At 73.2% G+C, this 17,258-nt stretch carries 18 protein-coding genes; 9 read left to right on the top strand and 9 right to left on the bottom strand.

Annotation, left to right across the window (positions count from 1 at the left end):
- Nucleotides 1-51: 51 nt before the first annotated feature.
- Nucleotides 52-480: a DUF6098 family protein gene (locus FB470_RS28040; protein WP_306996405.1), complete on the bottom strand. Its 429-nt coding sequence runs from the start codon at nt 478-480 to the stop codon at nt 52-54.
- Nucleotides 481-509: 29 nt separating this feature from the next.
- Nucleotides 510-1,427, bottom strand: coding sequence for a nitroreductase family protein (locus FB470_RS28035; RefSeq protein ID WP_306996404.1), 918 nt, complete (start codon nt 1,425-1,427; stop codon nt 510-512).
- A gap of 178 nt (nt 1,428-1,605) precedes the next feature.
- On the opposite strand from FB470_RS28035, the gene FB470_RS28030 reads away from it, so the two are divergent.
- The 3 genes from FB470_RS28030 to FB470_RS28020 all read left to right on the top strand — a co-directional run bounded on the left by FB470_RS28030 (nt 1,606) and on the right by FB470_RS28020 (nt 5,178).
- On the top strand, nt 1,606-3,330 hold the full coding sequence (locus FB470_RS28030; protein ID WP_306996403.1) for a GAF domain-containing sensor histidine kinase: 1,725 nt from the start codon (nt 1,606-1,608) through the stop codon (nt 3,328-3,330).
- Between the two features lie 69 nt (nt 3,331-3,399).
- Complete coding sequence (locus FB470_RS28025) at nt 3,400-4,398, top strand: zinc-binding alcohol dehydrogenase family protein (protein WP_306996402.1); 999 nt, start codon at nt 3,400-3,402, stop codon at nt 4,396-4,398.
- Between the two features lie 126 nt (nt 4,399-4,524).
- Nucleotides 4,525-5,178: a response regulator gene (locus FB470_RS28020; protein ID WP_306996401.1), complete on the top strand. Its 654-nt coding sequence runs from the start codon at nt 4,525-4,527 to the stop codon at nt 5,176-5,178.
- 60 nt (nt 5,179-5,238) lie between these two features.
- On the opposite strand, the gene FB470_RS28015 is transcribed toward FB470_RS28020, so the two are convergent.
- Nucleotides 5,239-5,817 carry an Rv1733c family protein gene (locus tag FB470_RS28015; RefSeq protein ID WP_306996400.1) on the bottom strand — a complete coding sequence of 193 codons (579 nt, stop codon included), beginning with the start codon at nt 5,815-5,817 and terminating at the stop codon, nt 5,239-5,241.
- 180 nt (nt 5,818-5,997) lie between these two features.
- Here FB470_RS28015 and FB470_RS28010 point away from each other — a divergent pair, with 180 nt between their 5' ends.
- Nucleotides 5,998-6,720, top strand: a complete 723-nt coding sequence (locus tag FB470_RS28010) for a CPBP family intramembrane glutamic endopeptidase (RefSeq protein WP_306996399.1) — start codon at nt 5,998-6,000, stop codon at nt 6,718-6,720.
- 69 nt (nt 6,721-6,789) lie between these two features.
- Nucleotides 6,790-7,059, top strand: a complete 270-nt coding sequence (locus FB470_RS28005; protein ID WP_306996398.1) for a dsRBD fold-containing protein — start codon at nt 6,790-6,792, stop codon at nt 7,057-7,059.
- A 49-nt stretch (nt 7,060-7,108) separates the two neighbouring features.
- Here FB470_RS28005 and FB470_RS28000 read toward each other — a convergent pair whose 3' ends face one another.
- Nucleotides 7,109-9,172, bottom strand: a complete 2,064-nt coding sequence (locus FB470_RS28000; protein WP_306996397.1) for an NAD(+) synthase — start codon at nt 9,170-9,172, stop codon at nt 7,109-7,111.
- Between the two features lie 60 nt (nt 9,173-9,232).
- Here FB470_RS28000 and FB470_RS27995 point away from each other — a divergent pair, with 60 nt between their 5' ends.
- Together FB470_RS27995 and FB470_RS27990 are read left to right on the top strand one after the other, a co-directional pair.
- Entirely contained in the window at nt 9,233-10,906 is a 1,674-nt protein-coding gene (locus FB470_RS27995) for a DUF885 domain-containing protein (RefSeq protein ID WP_306996396.1), read from the top strand.
- Between the two features lie 41 nt (nt 10,907-10,947).
- Nucleotides 10,948-11,835 carry a DUF2268 domain-containing putative Zn-dependent protease gene (locus tag FB470_RS27990; RefSeq protein ID WP_306996395.1) on the top strand — a complete coding sequence of 296 codons (888 nt, stop codon included), beginning with the start codon at nt 10,948-10,950 and terminating at the stop codon, nt 11,833-11,835.
- An 83-nt stretch (nt 11,836-11,918) separates the two neighbouring features.
- Here FB470_RS27990 and FB470_RS27985 read toward each other — a convergent pair whose 3' ends face one another.
- The 5 genes from FB470_RS27985 to glmS form a co-directional block, all read right to left on the bottom strand.
- Nucleotides 11,919-12,065, bottom strand: a complete 147-nt coding sequence (locus FB470_RS27985) for a hypothetical protein (protein ID WP_306996394.1) — start codon at nt 12,063-12,065, stop codon at nt 11,919-11,921.
- A gap of 78 nt (nt 12,066-12,143) precedes the next feature.
- Complete coding sequence (locus FB470_RS27980; RefSeq protein WP_306996393.1) at nt 12,144-12,671, bottom strand: universal stress protein; 528 nt, start codon at nt 12,669-12,671, stop codon at nt 12,144-12,146.
- 121 nt (nt 12,672-12,792) lie between these two features.
- Nucleotides 12,793-13,410: a GyrI-like domain-containing protein gene (locus tag FB470_RS27975; RefSeq protein WP_306996392.1), complete on the bottom strand. Its 618-nt coding sequence runs from the start codon at nt 13,408-13,410 to the stop codon at nt 12,793-12,795.
- Between the two features lie 2 nt (nt 13,411-13,412).
- The gene (locus FB470_RS27970) at nt 13,413-13,958 is read right to left on the bottom strand and encodes a PadR family transcriptional regulator (protein ID WP_306996391.1); all 546 of its coding nucleotides are present in this window, start codon (nt 13,956-13,958) and stop codon (nt 13,413-13,415) included.
- Between the two features lie 24 nt (nt 13,959-13,982).
- Nucleotides 13,983-15,794 carry a glutamine--fructose-6-phosphate transaminase (isomerizing) gene (gene glmS, locus FB470_RS27965; RefSeq protein ID WP_306996390.1) on the bottom strand — a complete coding sequence of 604 codons (1,812 nt, stop codon included), beginning with the start codon at nt 15,792-15,794 and terminating at the stop codon, nt 13,983-13,985.
- A gap of 132 nt (nt 15,795-15,926) precedes the next feature.
- Between glmS and FB470_RS27960 the strand changes: the two genes are divergently transcribed.
- Both FB470_RS27960 and FB470_RS27955 read left to right on the top strand, forming a co-directional pair.
- Entirely contained in the window at nt 15,927-16,520 is a 594-nt protein-coding gene (locus tag FB470_RS27960) for a helix-turn-helix domain-containing protein (protein ID WP_306996388.1), read from the top strand.
- Entirely contained in the window at nt 16,517-17,236 is a 720-nt protein-coding gene (locus tag FB470_RS27955; protein WP_306996386.1) for a haloacid dehalogenase type II, read from the top strand. Before FB470_RS27960 ends, FB470_RS27955 begins: the two co-directional genes overlap by 4 nt.
- The last annotated feature ends 22 nt before the right edge of the window (nt 17,237-17,258 follow it).

Raw genomic sequence — 17,258 nt, 5'->3', positions numbered from 1 at the left:
TCACCTCCCGGCCCCGCATTCCCGATCACCCGGCGCGCGAAACACCTACGATCAATCTTCGTGCGTCGAGCGCCCCGCGTCCAGCCGGGAGTGGTACCGATCCCGCGCCTCCTCCACCAGCTCGTCGGCGATCCACGCGATCGGCTCGACGTCCACCAGCAGCGGCTCGTTGTCCGGCCCGAAGTCCACCTCCTTGCCGGTCAGCACCCACGGCCGCGCCCCCTCCCGCTGCTGGTGCAGGTACTGGCAGATCCGCCGCGCCAGCCAGTCCTCCACCGGCAACGACCACCAGCCCGGCGCGTTCAGCGGGTTGACCGACACCCCCGGCATCTCCAGCCCGCTCTCGTGGTCGGTGCTCGGGTGCCCGGCATCGGACTCCGGGCCCGGCGAATACCGCACGTAGACCACCACGCCGGGGATCAGCAGCTCCGCCAGGTCGGCCAGCCGGCGCAGCGTCGGCAGAGAATCGTCAACGGACATGCCGCACAGATGCCCCGCCGCGGCCCCCGCTAACCCCCACCGGTGTAACGCGTCACGGCCGACACCGGGCGCCGCCGCGTCGCCGGAGCCGCGAACCCGTACCCGAACCGCAGCACCACCTGCGGCGACCCCGGCACCGCGGCCAGCCGGCCCACCGCCGCCCGCAACAACGGGATCTCCACCGGCTCCGACACGAACGACACACTGACCCCGGCCGTGGTCGCCCGCAGCAACACCCGCTGCAACGCCTGCCCGGCCCGCACCTGCTCCAGCCGCGTGTCCGCACCGGAGACCAGCACCGCAACCAGCGGCCTGCGGTCGTACGGCCACTCCGGCCCCCGCCCCACCACCGCGGCGGGCACCCCGTCCTCGCGCGACGGGTCCGTCGCCGTCCACCGCCGCACCTCCTCCTGGAACGCCGGATCCTCCGCCTGCAACCGCTCGGCCTCCCGCACCAGCACCTCCAGCTCCGCCAGCCGCCCGGCGTCGTGGACGACCACCAGGTCCGCGCCCTCCTCGGCCGCCGCCCGCACCAGCGCCTGCCGCACCCACACCGGCACCTCCCGCGACGTGAACGCGCGCCGGTTGCTGCGCCGGTACCCGATCGCCCGCGCCAGCGCCAGATCGTCCGTCGTCGCCGGCCGCCACCCGCCGAGCCGCACCGTCGCCAGGTGCTCCGGAGCGTCCCGCCGCGGCATCAGCTCCTCCACCGGCACCCGCCCCGCGGCGCGCAACGCCAGCCGCACGTTCAGGATCGCCGCCCCACAGGCCAGCCGCGCCTCCCGCCCCTCCGGATCGGCGACCTTCAGGATCCGGTCGCCGTCGAGCACCACGTCGATCCGGTCACCGCACACCCGGAACCGCCACGGCTGGCTGTTGTGGGGCGACGGCGCACGGATCGCCGCGTCGAGTGCGGCCCTGACCGGGTCCTGGCTCGCGAGAGACATCCGGACCTCCAGGCCACGAAGGGACCAGGATCACCCCACTGTCCCCCCGCACCCCACCCCGCACGAGGGCCCGGCGTCACCGCGCCCGGGGTCTTTGTGCCCTTTCCACGACCACGATCGCCCACCGCGTGGACGCTTTTGACTGGTGTTCACGCAATCGGCATGCCAGTCTGGCGATATGCCCGGGACCAGCGATTCCGACCCTGACCAACTCATCGCCGGGTTGCGCAAAACGCTGTCCCAGTTGCGATTGCGCGAACTGTTGCGAGAAGTGCAGGAACGCATCGAGCAATTGGTGCAGTCCCGGGACCAGATGGACGGGCTGCTCGAGGCGATGCTCGCCGTCGCCGGCGGTCTCGAACTGGACGCGACCCTGCGCCGGATCGTGCACGCCGCGATCAACCTCGTCGATTGCCGTTTCGGCGCACTGGGTGTGCTCGCACCCGACCGCGAAGAGCTCGCCGAGTTCGTCTACGAGGGCATCGACGAGGAGACCCGCCGCCGGATCGGCGACCTGCCCACCGGGCACGGCCTGCTCGGCCTGCTCATCCAGCAACCGAAACCCATCCGCCTCGACGATCTTTCCCGGCACGTCGCCTCGTCCGGATTTCCCGAACACCACCCCCCGATGCGCACATTCCTCGGCGTACCGGTGCGCGTCCGCAATGAGGTTTTCGGAAATCTCTACCTCACCGAGAAGAAGAACGGACAGCCTTTCACCGAAGACGACGAAGTGGTCGTGCAGGCACTCGCCGCCTCGGCCGGCATCGCGGTGGAAAACGCCCGCCTCTACGAGGAGGCCCAGCTGCGGCAGCGCTGGCAGGAGGCCACCAGCGAGATCCGCGCCGAACTGCTCGCCGCCGCCGAACCCACCGACGTCCTCTACCTGATCGCCAACCGCGCGCTCGCCCTCGCCGGGGCCGACTACGCGTTCATCGCCCAGCCCGACGACCCCGAGGCGCCCCCCGCCGACGTCACCCACCTGACGATCACCGTCTGCGCCGGCCTCGACCCCGACCCCCTCATCGGGCGCGAGATCCCGATCGCCGGCTCCAGCTGCGGCGCGGCCTACACCGACGCCCAGCCCCGGCTCGTCGAGAACCTCGCCTACGACCTGTCGACCGAGTTCGGCGCCGCACTGGTCCTGCCACTGCGCGCGTCCCGCGACTACGTCTCCGGCGTGCTCGTCACACTCCGCAAAGCCGGCCAGGACCCCTTCGACACCACCCAGCTCACCCTCGCCGCCGCCTTCGCCGACCAGGCCGCACTCGCCCTGCAGCTGGCCGAGGACCAGCGCTCCCTCAGCGAACTCAAGGTCGTCGCCGACCGCGACCGCATCGCCCGCGACCTGCACGACCACGTCATCCAGCGCCTGTTCGCGCACGGTCTGGCGTTGCAGAGCACGCACATGCGCAGCCGCAACCCGGAGATCCAGCGGCGCCTGGCGGACATGATCGACGACGTGCAGAACATCGTCGCCGAGATCCGCACCGCCATCTTCGACCTGCACGGCGGCCTGCAGGGCACCACCCAGCTGCGCAAACGGCTCAACGAGATCATCGCCGAGGTCACCGGCGACACCGGGCTGCGCACCACCGTCCGCATGGCCGGCCCCATCGGCGTCGTCGGCAGCGAACTGGCCGAACACGCCGAAGCCGTCCTGCGCGAAGCCCTCGCCAACGCCGTCCGCCACGCCCGCGCCACCACGCTCACCATCACGGTCTCGGTCGACGACGACCTGGTGATCGACGTCGTCGACAACGGCACCGGCATCCCGGAGAAGGTGGCCCGAAGCGGCCTGCACAACCTGACCGAACGGGCCGCCCAGGCGGGCGGCACCTGCACCGTGACCGCGCTCGCGACCGGCGGCACCCGGCTCACCTGGTCCGCCCCCGTCAGCTGACCTGGCCCGCACCAGCGCTCGGGCCCTTCGGCCCTAACCGCGGGCGCCGGGCTCGGCCACGCTGGAACCGTGCACGCCTGGCGAGTGTTCCGGCCCGGCCCTCCGGGCACCCGCAAGTTCGAACTGCGCAACGAACCGGTCCCCGACGTCGCCGGCGGGGACCTGCTCCTGCGCGTCCTCGCGTGCGGGGTCTGCCGCACCGACCTGCACGTCGTCGAAGGCGACCTGCCGGTACACCGCGGCGGTGTGGTCCCGGGCCACGAGGTGGTCGGCGAGGTCGCCGCCCTCGGCCCGCACGTCACCGGGTTCACCCCCGGCGACCGCGTCGGCGCCGCCTGGTTGCGCGGCACCTGCGGCGAGTGCCGGTACTGCCGCCGCGGCGCCGAGAACCTCTGCCCGGACTCGCGCTACACCGGCTGGGACGACGACGGCGGCTACGCCCGCTTCACGACCGTCCCGGCCGCCTACGCGCACCGGCTGCCCGGCGGCTATTCCGTCACCGAGCTGGCGCCCCTGCTGTGCGCCGGGATCATCGGCTACCGCGCCCTGCGCCGCAGCGAACTGCCCCGCGGCGGGCGGCTCGGGATCTACGGCTTCGGCGCCAGCGCACACCTGGCCGCCCAGGTCGCCCTGGCCGAAGGTGCCACCGTGCACGTCATGACCCGCAGCAACCGCGCCCGGCAGCTCGCGCTCGACCTCGGCGCCACCTCCGCGGGCGACGCCGAGGACCCGGCACCGGAACCGCTCGACGCGGCGATCCTGTTCGCCCCGTCCGGAGACCTCGTGCCGCCCGCACTGGCGGCCCTCGATCGCGGCGGCACACTCGCCGTGGCCGGCATCCACCTCACCGACGTCCCGGCCCTGCACTACCAGCGGCACCTGTTCCAGGAGCGCACGCTGCGCAGCGTCACCTCCGCCACCCGCCGTGACGCGCGTGAGTTCCTCGGCTTTGCCGCCGAGCACCCGCTGCGCGTCGTGACCACGGAGTACGCGCTCGACCAGGCCGACCAGGCGCTGGCCGACCTCGCCGCGGGCCGGGTCCGCGGCGCGGCGGTTCTCCGGCCCTGAACGGGCGGGCGAGGCGAACCACTCGGTTGGGGACCTTGGTCCCCACGATTCGGGACCAAGGCCGCCTGCCCGGGGTGCGGCCGCCCGTACCCTGGGTGGGTTCCGTCGGTCGGAAGGGATGACGGCGTGATCAAGGTCTTTCTCGTCGACGACCACGAGGTCGTGCGACGCGGGGTCGGCGACCTCCTCGAGACCGACCCCGGGCTGACCGTCGTCGGCGAAGCGTCGACCGCGGCCCAGGCCCTCTCCCGGATCTTGGCGCTGCGGCCCGACGTGGCCGTGCTCGACGTGCGGCTGCCCGACGGCAACGGCATCGAGCTGTGCCGCGAGCTGCGGTCCCGGCTGCCCGAGCTGAACGTGCTGATCCTGACCTCCTACACCGACGAGGAGGCCATGCTCAACGCGATCCTCGCCGGCGCCGGCGGCTACGTCATCAAGGACATCCAGGGGCTCCAGCTGGTGTCCGCCGTGCGTGAGGTCGGATCGGGACGGTCGCTGCTCGACACGCGCGCAGCGGCCACCCTGATGGCGAAGCTGCGCGCCGACGCCGCTGAGACCGGCCCGCTGGCCGCCCTCAGCAACCGCGAACGGACCCTGCTGGAGCTCATCGGCGAAGGCCTGACCAACCGCCAGATCGCCGAGCGGATGTTCCTGGCGGAGAAGACCGTGAAGAACTACGTCTCCCGGCTGCTCACCAAACTCGGGCTCGAGCGCCGGACCCAGGCCGCCGTCCTTGCGACGAAGTTGCGCCCGGCGGGGAAGCTGCAGCGACCTGAATAGGTCGCGACAAAGCCGCGCCGTATAGGGCGTTATACACCGTGGAGGTGTTCCCGGGAGCGGTCATCGGTCGCTGCCGAGGGTCTCCCATTCCCGGGCCCAGGCCGCCGCGCGCAGACGGTCGAGCGCGAAGTGCACCACGAACACGACGAACGCCAGGGCCAGTACCACGCCGAGCCACACGAGCAGGGCGATGCTGAGCGCGATGCTCAGCGCGTTGAACGTCGACAGCGGCGGCGGGACCGGCTCCCCCGTCCGGTCGATCCAGATCGGCACCCGCGCACCCCGGTGCGTGCCCGCCGGGACCTGCAGCGATCCGGTGCGGTCGGTGCCGTCCGGCAGGAGCCAGCGCGCCGGGACCTCGTCCACCTGGGCGGCCGGTCCGCCGGTCACGAACGGGTCCGCGTCGGCCAGCAGCAGTGCGCTCGCCCGGGTCCGGTCGGCCTGCTGCTCCCGCGCGACCTCCGCCTGCCGCCCGTAGACGTCCGACGCCAGCGCGCCCGAGACCGGCACGGCGAGAAGGGCCAGCAGGATCGCGGCGATCAGCAGGCGCGCCTCCCAGCGGTCCCACGGACGCGCGAGCGGCCCGCCCGGGCGCAGCAGTCGCCAGAACCGGAGGAGCGGGGAGACGGGGGCCGTCATCGCGCACCTCAGTTCAACCCGCGCGCCGGCACGGGGATCCACTCACGGCCGCCCGTCCGGACCAGTGCTGCGCCGGTCATCTCCGTCCTCCACGTCGGGTGCTCCGGTGTCCAGCGTGACCGGCGAGGGGGCCGGAGGTGAAGGGCCGTTGGTCCCTGCCCGGCGGGCACACTGGGGTGGATGCGTGAGATCGACGCCCTGCCCCGGCTGCCGGGCCGGATCGCCGTCGCCGGTGCCGTCGCGGCGCTGGCCGCGGCGACCACGTTGGCCAACCGGGTCCTGCCCGGCTGGGCCTACCCGGTGTGCGGGGCGGCGACGGCGGGTGTCCTCATCGGACTGGGGCGGCTGGCCGGCCTGGGCTGGGCCGAGATGGGGCTGTCCGCGCGGCACGGGGGACGGTCGGCGCGCACCGGCGGGATCGCCTGTCTGGTGGTCGTGGCCGGGTTCGCGGTCGCGCTGGCCGTGCCCGCGCTGCGGACCCTGTTCCACGACGGCCGCGTCGGGCGGCCGCCGGTGGGCGAGGTGGTGTGGCTGGCGCTGGTGCGCATCCCGCTGGGCACCGTGCTCGTGGAGGAGGTCGCCTTCCGCGGCGTCCTGCCCGCGCTGCTCGGCGGCGGCGACCGGTGGCGCTGGCGTCCCGTGCTGGGGGCCTCGGCGTTGTTCGGGTTGTGGCACCTGTTGCCGTCACTGGCGTTGCGCCGCAACGCCGCCGTCGACGCCGCGGCGGGGCAGATCCCCTTGCCGGTGCTGTCGGTGCTGGCGATGGCCGGGGCGGCGGCCGCCGGGGTCGCGTTGTGCGCGCTGCGCTACGGCGGCCGCGGAATCCTGGCCCCCGCGCTGGTGCACCTGGCGCTCAACTCGGGCGGGCTGGTGCTCGCCTGGGCCGTGCAGCGCGGGAGTTAGGGACTTCCGACTCTTGGGCCGGGACGGCGCGAACAGGGACAGTGAGGCCAGATCGGACGAGGAGCGTGCATGCGGCAACCCTGCCACTGGAAGATGGACATCGGCCTGGACGAGATCGGGGGTGTCACGCGCGCGGAAATCCGGCTCGGCGGCACCGACGGTACCCGCTTCACCGGCATCGGACTGGTCCAGAACGGACCGCGCGGCCAGCACCTGCCGCCGATCGCGGCCGAACTCGCCCTGGCGCGGGCCCTGAGCGACCTGACCGAGGAACTGCTCGAAGCCGTCGCCTCCGACATCGACACGCAGTTCACCTTCCCCGGGCAACGCGTCACCTGACCCGGCGGGGTTCCCCTCGCCGGCGCGGGCACGCCCGCCCGTTGCGGCGTCAGCCGGGGACGTTCGCCTCCAGCTCGTCCAGCCACGCCCGCGCGCTCGCGTCGCTGGGCGCGCGCCAGTCGCCGCGGGGGGACAGCGATCCGCCCGATCCGACCTTCGGCGCGTTGGGCATCGCGGAGCGCTTGAACTGGCTCGTCTGGATGAAGCGCCACAGGAATTCGCGCAGCCACTTCTTGATCGTGGGCAGGTCGTAGCTGTTGCGCTCGTCCTCGGGCACCAGGTCCGGCCACTGGCCGGTGTCGACGTCACCCCACGCGTGCTGAGCCAGGTAGGCGATCCGGCTGGGCCGGTAGCCGAACCGCAGCAGGTAGTACAGGTGGAAGTCCTGCAGCTCGTACGGGCCGACCTTCGCCTCCGAGCTCTGCGCCGGCCCCGAGCCCGGGCCCTCCCCCGGCACCAGCTCGGGCGAGATCTCGGTGGCCAGGATCGAGCGCAGCACCTCGTCCGCGCCCTCGCCGAGCCGCTCGGTCGCCACCTCCCACGCGATCAGGTAGCGGATCAGCGTCTTGGGCACCGAGGCGTTGACGTTGTAGTGCGACATCTGGTCGCCCACCCCGTAGGTCGCCCAGCCCAGCGCCTGCTCGCTGAGGTCGCCGGTGCCCACCACGAGTGCGCCGTGGTGGTTGGCCAGCCGGAACAGGTGCGAGGTCCGCTCCCCCGCCTGCACGTTCTCGAACGTCACGTCGTACACCGGCGCCCCGTCGGCGGCCGGGTGCCCGAGGTCGGCCAGCATCTGCTTCGCCGAGGGCCGGATGTCGATCTCGTGCGCCGACGCCCCCAGCGCCTTCATCAGCTTGTGCGCGTTGGCCAGGGTGTGGTCGCTGGTGGCGAACCCGGGCATCGTGTAGGCCAGCACGTTCTCCCGCGGCAGGCCGAGCTTGTCCATGCTCTGCGCGGCGATGATCAGCGCCTGGGTCGAGTCGAGCCCGCCGGACACGCCGATGACGACCTTCTCGATCCCGGTCGCCGCCAGCCGCTGCGTCAGCCCCTGCACCTGGATGTGGTGGACCTCGCGGCAGCGCTCGTTGCGGTCGGCCGTGTTCGCCGGCACGTACGGGAAACGCTGGATCTCGCGCCGCAGCCGCACCGGCCCCGGCGGCAGCTGAAGGTCGAACTCCACCCGCCGGAACCGCTTGAGCCGCTCCCGGTGGTCGTGGGCGTTGTCGCTGAAACTGGTCATCCGCAACCGGTCCGCGGCCAGCCGCTCCAGGTCGACGTCCGCGGTGACCAGCTGGTCCGCCACGAACCGCTCGCCCTCGGCCAGCAACGACCCGTTCTCCGCGATCACCGCCTGACCGTCCCAGGCCAGGTCCGTCGTGGACTCCCCCGGCCCGGCCGCCGAGTACACGTAGGCCGCGACGAACCGCGCGGAGTGGCCGGTGCACAGCGTGCGCCGGTACCCGGCCTTGCCGATCACGATGTTGCTCGCCGACAGGTTGAGCAGCACCGTCGCCCCGGCCAGCGCGCCGAACCCGCTCGGGGTCACCGGCACCCAGCCGTCCTCGCAGATCTCGACGTGGAACACCAGGCCGGGCACGTTCGGCGCGGCGAAGAGCAGGTCGCTGCCGAAGGGCACGTCCTGCCCGGCGATGCGGGCCCGTTCGGACACCGCGTCGCGGGCCGCCACGAACTGCCGCTTCTCGTAGAACTCGCGGTAGCTGGGCAGGTAGCTCTTCGACACCGCGCCCAGCACCTGTCCACGGTGGACGACGATGCCGCAGTTGAACAGCCGCCCGTCGATCCGCTGCGGCGCGCCGATCGCGAACACCCCGGGCAGGTCCGCCGACTCCTGGACGAACCGGGCCACGGCGTCGTCGACCGCGCCCTGCAGCGCGTCCTGGTGGAACAGGTCGTCCGCGGTGTAGGCGGAAAAGCCCAGCTCGGGGAACACGGTCAGCGCCACGCCGTCGTCGGCCGCGCGGCGGGCCATCGCCAGCGTCGCGTCCGCGTTGAACTCCGGGTCGGCCACGCGGACCTCCGGGACCGCGGAGGCCACCCGCACGAAGCCGTGCCGGTAGAGCGAGGTGAAGTCGTGGCCCTGCGCTGCTGTCACACTGTCCCCGTTTCCGCGTGCGTTGCCTTGCCCCTCCGAGCCTAGATCTAGACTCCGACCGTGCCGGACCCCACCGCCGCCGTGCGTGATCTCGCGGACTCCCACGTCGCCCAGGCCTGTGCCGCCGACCCCCAGCTGGGCACCATGCTCGGCATCGCGCCCGGGGAGGACCGCCTCACCGACCTCTCCCCCGACGGCCAGCTCGCCCGCGACGAGCTGGCCACCGCGACCCTGGCCCGGCTCGACGCGCTGACCCCGGAGGGCGACGACGAGCGCCGCTGCGCCCGGCTGCTGCGGGAGCGGCTGGAGACCGGCCTGGCGGTCAGCGCGTCCGGCGAGCACCTGCGTTCGGTCCGCAACATCCTCGGGCCGCTGCAGAACCTGCGGAACGTGTTCCTGATGATGCCCACGGACTCGGACGAGGACTGGGCCGTCCTCGCGCGCCGGATCTCCCGGGTGCCCGAAGCGCTCGCCGGATACACCGCGTCGCTGCGCGAGGGCGCCCGGCGCGGGCTGTTCGCCGCGCCCCGCCAGGTGGACACCGCCGCCGGCCAGCTCGCCGCGTGGATGGCGGACGGTGACGGGCGGGGCTGGTTCGCGGACTTCGCCGCCGGCGCCGAGGTGCCGATCGCACTGCGGGCCGACCTGAACCGCGCCAGCAGCGCCGCGCAGGACGCGCTCGCCGCCCTGCGCACGTTCCTCACCGACGAGTACCTGCCGCAGGCCGAGGGCACCCCCGACGGAGTCGGCGAGGAACGCTACCTGCTGCTGGCCCGCCAGTGGACCGGGGCGCACCTCGACCTCGCCGCCACGACGGAGTGGGCGTGGCAGGAGTACCACGCGCTGGCCGGGCAGATCCGCGAGCAGGCCGGCCGGGTCCTGCCCGGCGCCCCGGTGCTGGAGGCGATGGCCTACCTGGACCGCGAAGGGCCCGCGGTCGAGGGCGCGGAGGAGGTCCGGCAGTGGCTGGAGGACCTCACCGGCCGGGCGATGGCCGACCTCGACGGCACGCACTTCGACCTCGCGCCCCCGGTCCGGGTGCTCCAGACGCGCCTGGCCCCGCCGGGCAGCGCGGCGGCGCCCTACTACACGCGTCCGGCGCGGGACTTCTCCCGGCCGGGCCGCACCTGGCTGCCCACCCTCGGGCGCACCCGCTTCCCGCTGTGGACGCTGGTCAGCACCTGGTACCACGAGTCCGTGCCGGGGCACCACCTCCAGTTCGCCCACTGGGCGACGCTGGCCGACCGGTTGTCGTTGTTCCAGACCAGCGCGGGGTCGGTGAGCGCGACGACGGAGGGCTGGGCCCTCTACGCCGAGCGGCTGATGGACGAGCTGGGCTACCTCGCCGACCCCGGGATGCGGCTGGGGTACCTGGACTCCCAGATGATGCGGGTGATCCGGGTGATCGTGGACATCGGCATGCACCTGAACCTGCCCGTCCCGGAGGAGGCCGGGCTGGGGCCGGGCCTGCGCTGGACGGCGGAGACCGGCCGCGCCTTCTTCGGCGCGCACACCACCCGCGAGTCGGAGTTCCTGGACAGCGAGATCGTGCGCTACCTGGGCGTGCCGGGCCAGGCGATCAGCTACAAGCTCGGCGAGCGGGCCTGGCTGGCCGGCCGTGCGGCCGCGCGGGCACGCGACCCGCGGTTCGACCTGAAGGCGTGGCACATGGCGGCCCTGTCGGTGGGCACGCTCGGCCTGGACGACCTGGAACCGGAACTCGCCGCACTCTGACGCTTGAGTCTCCCGCCACTGGAGACCTTACCGTCGTCGGCATGACGATCACGGTCCTGGACACCTGCCCCGCCATGCGCGACATCCTGCGCGCCCCGCCGGCCGACCGCGCCGCGCTCCTGCGGGCCATGCTGGCGCCCGCCGCAGGCATGTACCGGTACTTCCCGGGCGAGGTGGACCTCGTTGCGATGCACCGGATGGGATCGGGGTTCCCGCTCGACCGCGACGAGGAGCCCTGCCGGGAGGCGCTGGAGGCGTTGCACGACGCCGACGCGTGGCCCCGGATCGAGCACGCACTGGAGGACGCCCTCGCCGTGCAACTGGCGGCCACCCCCGGCATCACCGTCCCGGACGTCACCGTCCTCATCGTCCTGGGCGACCCGGGGGACGCCTACTTCATGGGCCCCGCCCTCGGCATGACGGCGAACGGCAGCGTGCCCGGCTACCTGTTCCTCAACTTCTGGCCCTACCCGGAGAACCTGGCGCGCCTGGAGGCGACGGCGGTGCACGAGCTGCACCACAACCTCCGCTACGCCGAGGGCGGCGTGGTGTGGGATCCGGCGACGGTCACCGTCGGCGAGCAGGTGGTGTCCGAGGGGCTGGCCGACGCCTTCGCCCGCCAGCTCTACGGCGACGAGCTCGGCTACGCCCGCCTCGGCGTGCCGCACCTGCACGACGACGCGGTGTTCGCCAAGGTCGTGGAGGGACTGGGAGTGACCGGCATGCGGAACTTCACCGCGTGGGTGCACGGCGACGAGGCGGCCGCGCGGTTCGGCGCGACGCCGGTCGGGCTGCCCGCCGGCGCCGGCTACGCGGTGGGCAACCGGCTCGTGGACGCGTACCTGGCCGCGACCGGGCGCAGCGCGGCGGAGGCGTTGCACGTGGACAGCCGCGAGGTCATCGAGACCGCGCTGGCGCGGTCGGCGTAGTCGGCCGGCGAGTGGGCGGCGGTCGCTCTCGCGGCCCGCACCGTCCACAGCGGACTCCTCCCGGGTCGGTCGCTCCGCGCTCCTCAGCGTGCACGACGGTCCCCCGGGGAACGCGGGAGGGGCGCCGGGCACAAGGGCGCAAGAAGTCCCTGATCGAGGCGCGACCAGGCGATCAGCACGGGGCATTCGGCGTGGTGGATCAGGGCCTGGGTGGTCGAATCGAGCAGCATGCCGCGGAATCCCCCGCGGCCTCGGCTGCGCCTGCGCACTCCACTCCAGCAGCCGTGCTCGCGGCTGCTCGCGTTCGCTCACCGGCCGCACCTCGATCTCGGGGTACTCGACCCGCCACGCGGCCGGGGAACGGTCCAGCACCTCACGCCCGGCGTCGTCGCGCGGCGCGGTGCCGAACGGGTCGGGCACGAACCCGAACGCCTCGGCCAGGTCGAATTCGCTCCACAGTGTCCACCGCGACCAGCGGGCCCCGCCGGCTCGCGCCTGTGGACGACCGTGACCGGCGAACGCCCGTGCACGGCCAGCAGGTCGCGCAGCGCGCTGCGGTCGGCCAAACCCAGCGCCACCACGCGCGCCGTTCCGGACTTGTTGACCAGCAACGGGATCGGACCGTCCAGACTCGACTCGACGGTGACCCGCACCCGGGGAGCAGCCCGCCGGGCAAATGGCGCGCCCAGCAGCGGCTTCGCGTACACCTGATGCACGAGGATCAGCGGCCGGTGCATCCGCGACGCCTCCCGCGCAGCCCACTCGACGGCCCGCGTCGAGCCCGGAGGTCCGTCCACGCCGGCGACGACGCTGTCGCCGGTGATCGCGTGGTTCATGATCGCTCTCCGCGTTCCGGGCCCGGTGACCCACGACCAGCTTCACGGCCGGGCGCGCCCCGGCGAAGAGCACTCGGTCCCCGGTCCGGGAGGCCGACGTCCCCGCGAAGGACCGGGCCGCTCAGCCGAGGGGTTCGACGGGCTGGCGCAGGACCGTGCGCAGGCGGGCGGGCTCGGTCCGGCGCGCGTCGCTGAGGTAGATCTCGTGGTGCAGACCGGCGTGGCGGAGACCGTGCGCGTCGAGGAAGCTGCCGAGGCGGGCCAGCACCGGTCCTTCGTCGTCGTAGGAGCCGACGTGGAAGACCTGGGCGCAGCGTCCTTCGCGCAGGGTGTGGTGGCGAATTTCGCCGATCGCGGGAAGCCTTTTCCTGGCCAGCGCGGTGTCGCGGGCGTCGTCGACCACGTCCTCGCCCACCCACGGCGGCTGGCTGATCATCATCGTCCAGTGCCAGGAGTCCTTGTCGCGCCGGGTGAAGGCCGCGTAGTCCTCGGCCCACCACAGGCCCTCCAGGGGCGCCACGGTGAATTCCCGGCCGCCGCCGCGTTTGACGGCGAACTTGATGGTGTAGGCCACGGTGTAGAGGGCTTCGACGGCGCGCGCGTATTCGGCGGAGGTGTTGGGGTCGCCGCTGCCGTCGATGGCGATGAACTGCTGCTCGGGCACGTCGACCAGCGCCCACTCGGTGTTCTTCGGCGCGTAGAGCGCTTTCAGCTCCCGTTTCGGGTCGTAGGGCGGCACGGTCAGGTGTCTCCTTCGTCGAGTGCTGCGCGGTAGTCCGACAGCCACTGTTGTTCGGCGGTGAGCTGGTGGAGCGAATGGTCGAAGATCGCCCGGACGTGCGCGGGTGCACCCGCCTGAGCCCGCGCTGCGCGGCGCACGGCGGCAACGCGTTCCTCCAGCGCCGTAGCGCGCTGGGCCAGGGCGGCACGCACGCGGTCGGGCGGGACGACGGGCTGGCTCGCCAGTCCGACCAGGACGGGCGGGAACACCGGCCGCAGTTCGGCGAGGGCCGCCTCGGCCTCGGCCGCGCACACCCGCCGGCCCTGCGCGGTCGGCCCGAACACCTTGCGGGCCTTGGCCCGGCCGGTGCCCGGCGCGGCGACCTCGGTGATGAGGCCGCGGTCCCGGAGCCGCCCCAGGAGGTAGTAGATCGAGCTGAACCCGATCTCGGTCCACTCGCGCATGCCGCGTGCGGTGATGACCTCGTCCAGCTCGTAGCCGTGCCGGGTTTTCTCCACGAGCAACCCGAGCAGGGTCAGCTCCGCGGGCGTCAGCGAGGGGGCCACCCGTTTACTCTAGCACTAGAATAACTACTCCACGGTGACGCTCTTGGCCAGGTTGCGGGGTTTGTCGATGTCGCGGCCGAGCTTGCGCGCCACGTGGTAGGCCAGCATCTGCAGCGGGATGGTCATCAGGATCGGGTCGAGCTCCGGCCCCGCCGAGGGCAGGCGGACGACCTCGTCCGCCTGCGGCAGCGGCAGATCGGCGGTGGTGACCGCGACGACCGGGCCGCCGCGGGCCTTGACCTGTTCGATCGTGCCGAGGTTCTTGGCCGCCAGGTCGTCGTCGGGTACCAGGACCACGCTGGGCATCGCCGGGTCGACCAGCGCCAGCGGGCCGTGTTTGAGCTCCGAGGACTGGTAGGCCTCGGCGTGCACGTAGGAGATCTCCTTGAGCTTCTGCGCGCCTTCGCGCGCCACCGGCCAGCCGCGGACCCGGCCGAGGAAGAAGACGTGCGCGGCGTCGGCGAACCGCCCGGCCAGGGAGGCGACCCGGTCCTCCTCCGCCAGCACCCGGCCGATCAGCTCCGGCAGCGCGGCGAGCCCGGCCGCGATCCGCCTGCCCTCCCCCAGCGAGAGGTCCCGGACGCGACCCAGCGTCAGTGCCAGCAGCGCGAACGACAGCGCCATGTTCGTGAACGCCTTCGTCGAGGCCACCGAGATCTCCGGCCCGGCGTGCAGGAACACGCCGCTGTCGCACTCCCGCGCGATGGCCGAGCCGACGACGTTGACCGCGCCGGCCACGCGGCCGCCCTTGCGCCGCAGCTCCTCCACGGTGGCCAGGGTGTCGGCCGTCTCCCCGGACTGGCTGACGGCCACGTAGAGGCAGTGCGGGTCGACCACCGGGTTGCGGTAGCGGAACTCGGCGGCCGGTTCCGCGTCGGCGGGCACCCGGGCCAGCTCCTCGACCAGGCCCGCACCGATCTGCCCGGCGTAGTAGGCCGACCCGCAGCCGAGGAACTTGACCCGGCGGATCCCGCGCAGCTCCCGCGCGGTGAGGCGGAGCCCGTCCAAGCGGGCCGTGCCCAGGCGCTCGTCCAGGCGCCCCCGCAGGACCCGCTCGGCGGCCTCCGGCTGTTCGGCGATCTCCTTGGCCATGTAGTCGGGGTATCCGCCCAGCTCGTAGTCGGCCGGCAGGTCCTCCACCACGGTCGGTTCACGCGCGGCGCCGCTGCCGGTCTCGTACCCGTCGGCCCGCACCGTGGCCAGCTCGCCGTCCTCGAGGTAGATCACCTGCTGGGTGTGCCGCACGAGCGCGGCCAGGTCCGAGGCCACGAACATCTCGCGGTCCCCCAGCCCCAGCACGAGCGGGCTGCCGTGCCGGGCGGCGACCAGCACGTCCGGTCGTTCGGCGTCGAGGACCAGCAGCCCGTAAGTGCCCTCGACGTCGGCCAGGGCGGTGCGCACCGACTCGGTCAGGGTGCCGCCGCGCGCGGCCGCCGCGGCGATCAGGTGGGCGAGGACCTCGCTGTCGGTGTCGGAGACCAGCCGCACACCGGACGCGCTGAGCGTCGCCCGGAGCGCGGTCGCGTTCTCGATGATCCCGTTGTGCACCACCGCGATCCGGCGTCCGGAGTCGGTGTGCGGGTGGGCGTTGGTGGCGGTCGCCGGGCCGTGCGTGGCCCACCGGGTGTGCGCGATGCCGGTGGTGCTGCCGGCGAGGTTCGCGGTCAGCCGCGTCAACTCCGAGACGCGCACGGCGGCCTTGCGCACCAGCAGCCTGCCGTCGCGCCCCAGCGCGACACCCGCCGAGTCGTACCCCCGGTACTCGAGCCTGCGCAGCCCTTCCAGCAGGATCGGCAGTGCGGGCCGGTGGCCCAGGTATCCCACGATTCCGCACATGGCACGCCTTCCCTTCCCCCGGGGGCGAATGCTGTCGAAGTCGTCCGCCCGGCCGTCACCGTTACGACCGCGGGGCTTCCCGCGCTGGCGCGCCGCGCCCGGGTCCGTTTTCCCTGCGGCAAGATGGGCGGGGTGGGCGACGGGGAGATCTCCGAGGACGTGCTCGCCGCGGTCGGGCCGCGGCTGCGGGCGCTGCGCAAACAGCGGCGGGTGACGCTGGCGCAGCTGGCCTCGGCCACCGGGATCTCGGTCAGCACGCTGTCCCGGCTGGAGTCCGGCGGCCGCAGGCCGACGCTGGAGCTGCTGCTCCCCCTGGCGCGGGTCCACCAGGTCACGCTCGACGAACTGGTCGGCGCGCCGGCCACCGGTGATCCGCGGGTGCACGCGCGGCCGGTCGTGCGCCACGGCATCACGTTCCTGCCGCTGACGCGGCGGCCGGGCGGACTGCAGGCGTACAAGATGATCTACCCGCCCGGGCAGCCGTCGGCCGCGCCCGACCGGCAGGTGCACGAGGGCTACGAATGGCTCTACGTCCTCAACGGGCGGCTGCGGCTGGTGCTCGGCGAGCACGACGTGGTGCTCACCCCGGGTGAGGCCGCCGAGTTCGACACGCGCACCCCGCACTGGTTCGGCAACCCCGGCCCGGACACCGCGGAGGTGCTGAGCCTGTTCGGCCCGCAGGGCGAACGGGTGCACGTCCGGGCACGACCGAAAGGTGAGTCATGAGCGACGTCAGCGACGTGCGCGTGATCGCGTGCGACATCTTCGGCACCACCGTGGACTGGTACAGCGGGGTGCGCGACCAGGTGGCCGAGGTGTTCGGCGCGGCCGGCGTCGAGCTGGACCCGGGCGGGTTCGCCTCCGCCTGGCGCGAGGAGTACCTGCCCTCGATGCGGCGGGTACTGGACGGTTCGCGCGAATGGGCCTACCTGGACACCCTGCACCGCGAGTCCCTGGACGGGCTCCTCGAAACGCACGGCGTGGCCGGGAAGGTGGACGAGCAGGCGCGGGCCCGGCTGGTGCGGGCCTGGCACCGGCTGCCCGCGTGGCCGGACTCGGCCGAGGGCCTGGCGCGGCTGCGGTCGCGGTACGTCGTCGCCGCGCTGTCCAACGGCGGCTTCGCGCTGATGACGCACCTGCTCAAGGCCGCCGACCTGCGGTTCGACTGCGTGCTGTCGGCCGAGCTCGCGCGCACCTACAAGCCGGCCGCCCAGGTGTACCTGACCGCGGCGGGCCTGCTGGACGTCGCGCCGCACGAGGTGCTGATGGTGGCCGCGCACGCGTGGGACCTCGACGGCGCCCGCGCCGCCGGCCTGCGCACCGCCTTCCTGGAGCGCCCGCGGGAGAAGGGTCCGGACCACGCCGCCGACCGGGCCGGAGACGTCCGGGCCGATCTTCACGTCTCCGGCTTCCCGGAGCTGGCGGACCGGTTGGGCTGCTGAGCCGCGCCGTATAGGTCGTTAT

Source organism: Amycolatopsis thermophila (assembly GCF_030814215.1).
GTDB lineage: Bacteria > Actinomycetota > Actinomycetes > Mycobacteriales > Pseudonocardiaceae > Amycolatopsis_E > Amycolatopsis_E thermophila.
The sequence above is the reverse complement of the archived record's forward strand: the minus strand, read 5'-3'. Positions and strand labels throughout refer to the sequence as shown.

What these genes read in the sequence shown, in the direction of transcription:
- FB470_RS28040 (WP_306996405.1), bottom strand. Translation starts at nt 480, where the DNA reads ATGTCCGTTGACGATTCTCTGCCGACGCTGCGCCGGCTGGCCGACCTG.
- FB470_RS28035 (WP_306996404.1), bottom strand. Translation starts at nt 1,427, where the DNA reads ATGTCTCTCGCGAGCCAGGACCCGGTCAGGGCCGCACTCGACGCGGCG.
- FB470_RS28030 (WP_306996403.1), top strand. Translation starts at nt 1,606, where the DNA reads ATGCCCGGGACCAGCGATTCCGACCCTGACCAACTCATCGCCGGGTTG.
- FB470_RS28015 (WP_306996400.1), bottom strand. Translation starts at nt 5,817, where the DNA reads ATGACGGCCCCCGTCTCCCCGCTCCTCCGGTTCTGGCGACTGCTGCGC.
- FB470_RS28010 (WP_306996399.1), top strand. Translation starts at nt 5,998, where the DNA reads ATGCGTGAGATCGACGCCCTGCCCCGGCTGCCGGGCCGGATCGCCGTC.
- FB470_RS28005 (WP_306996398.1), top strand. Translation starts at nt 6,790, where the DNA reads ATGCGGCAACCCTGCCACTGGAAGATGGACATCGGCCTGGACGAGATC.
- FB470_RS27990 (WP_306996395.1), top strand. Translation starts at nt 10,948, where the DNA reads ATGACGATCACGGTCCTGGACACCTGCCCCGCCATGCGCGACATCCTG.
- FB470_RS27985 (WP_306996394.1), bottom strand. Translation starts at nt 12,065, where the DNA reads ATGCTGCTCGATTCGACCACCCAGGCCCTGATCCACCACGCCGAATGC.
- FB470_RS27980 (WP_306996393.1), bottom strand. Translation starts at nt 12,671, where the DNA reads ATGAACCACGCGATCACCGGCGACAGCGTCGTCGCCGGCGTGGACGGA.
- glmS (WP_306996390.1), bottom strand. Translation starts at nt 15,794, where the DNA reads ATGTGCGGAATCGTGGGATACCTGGGCCACCGGCCCGCACTGCCGATC.
- FB470_RS27955 (WP_306996386.1), top strand. Translation starts at nt 16,517, where the DNA reads ATGAGCGACGTCAGCGACGTGCGCGTGATCGCGTGCGACATCTTCGGC.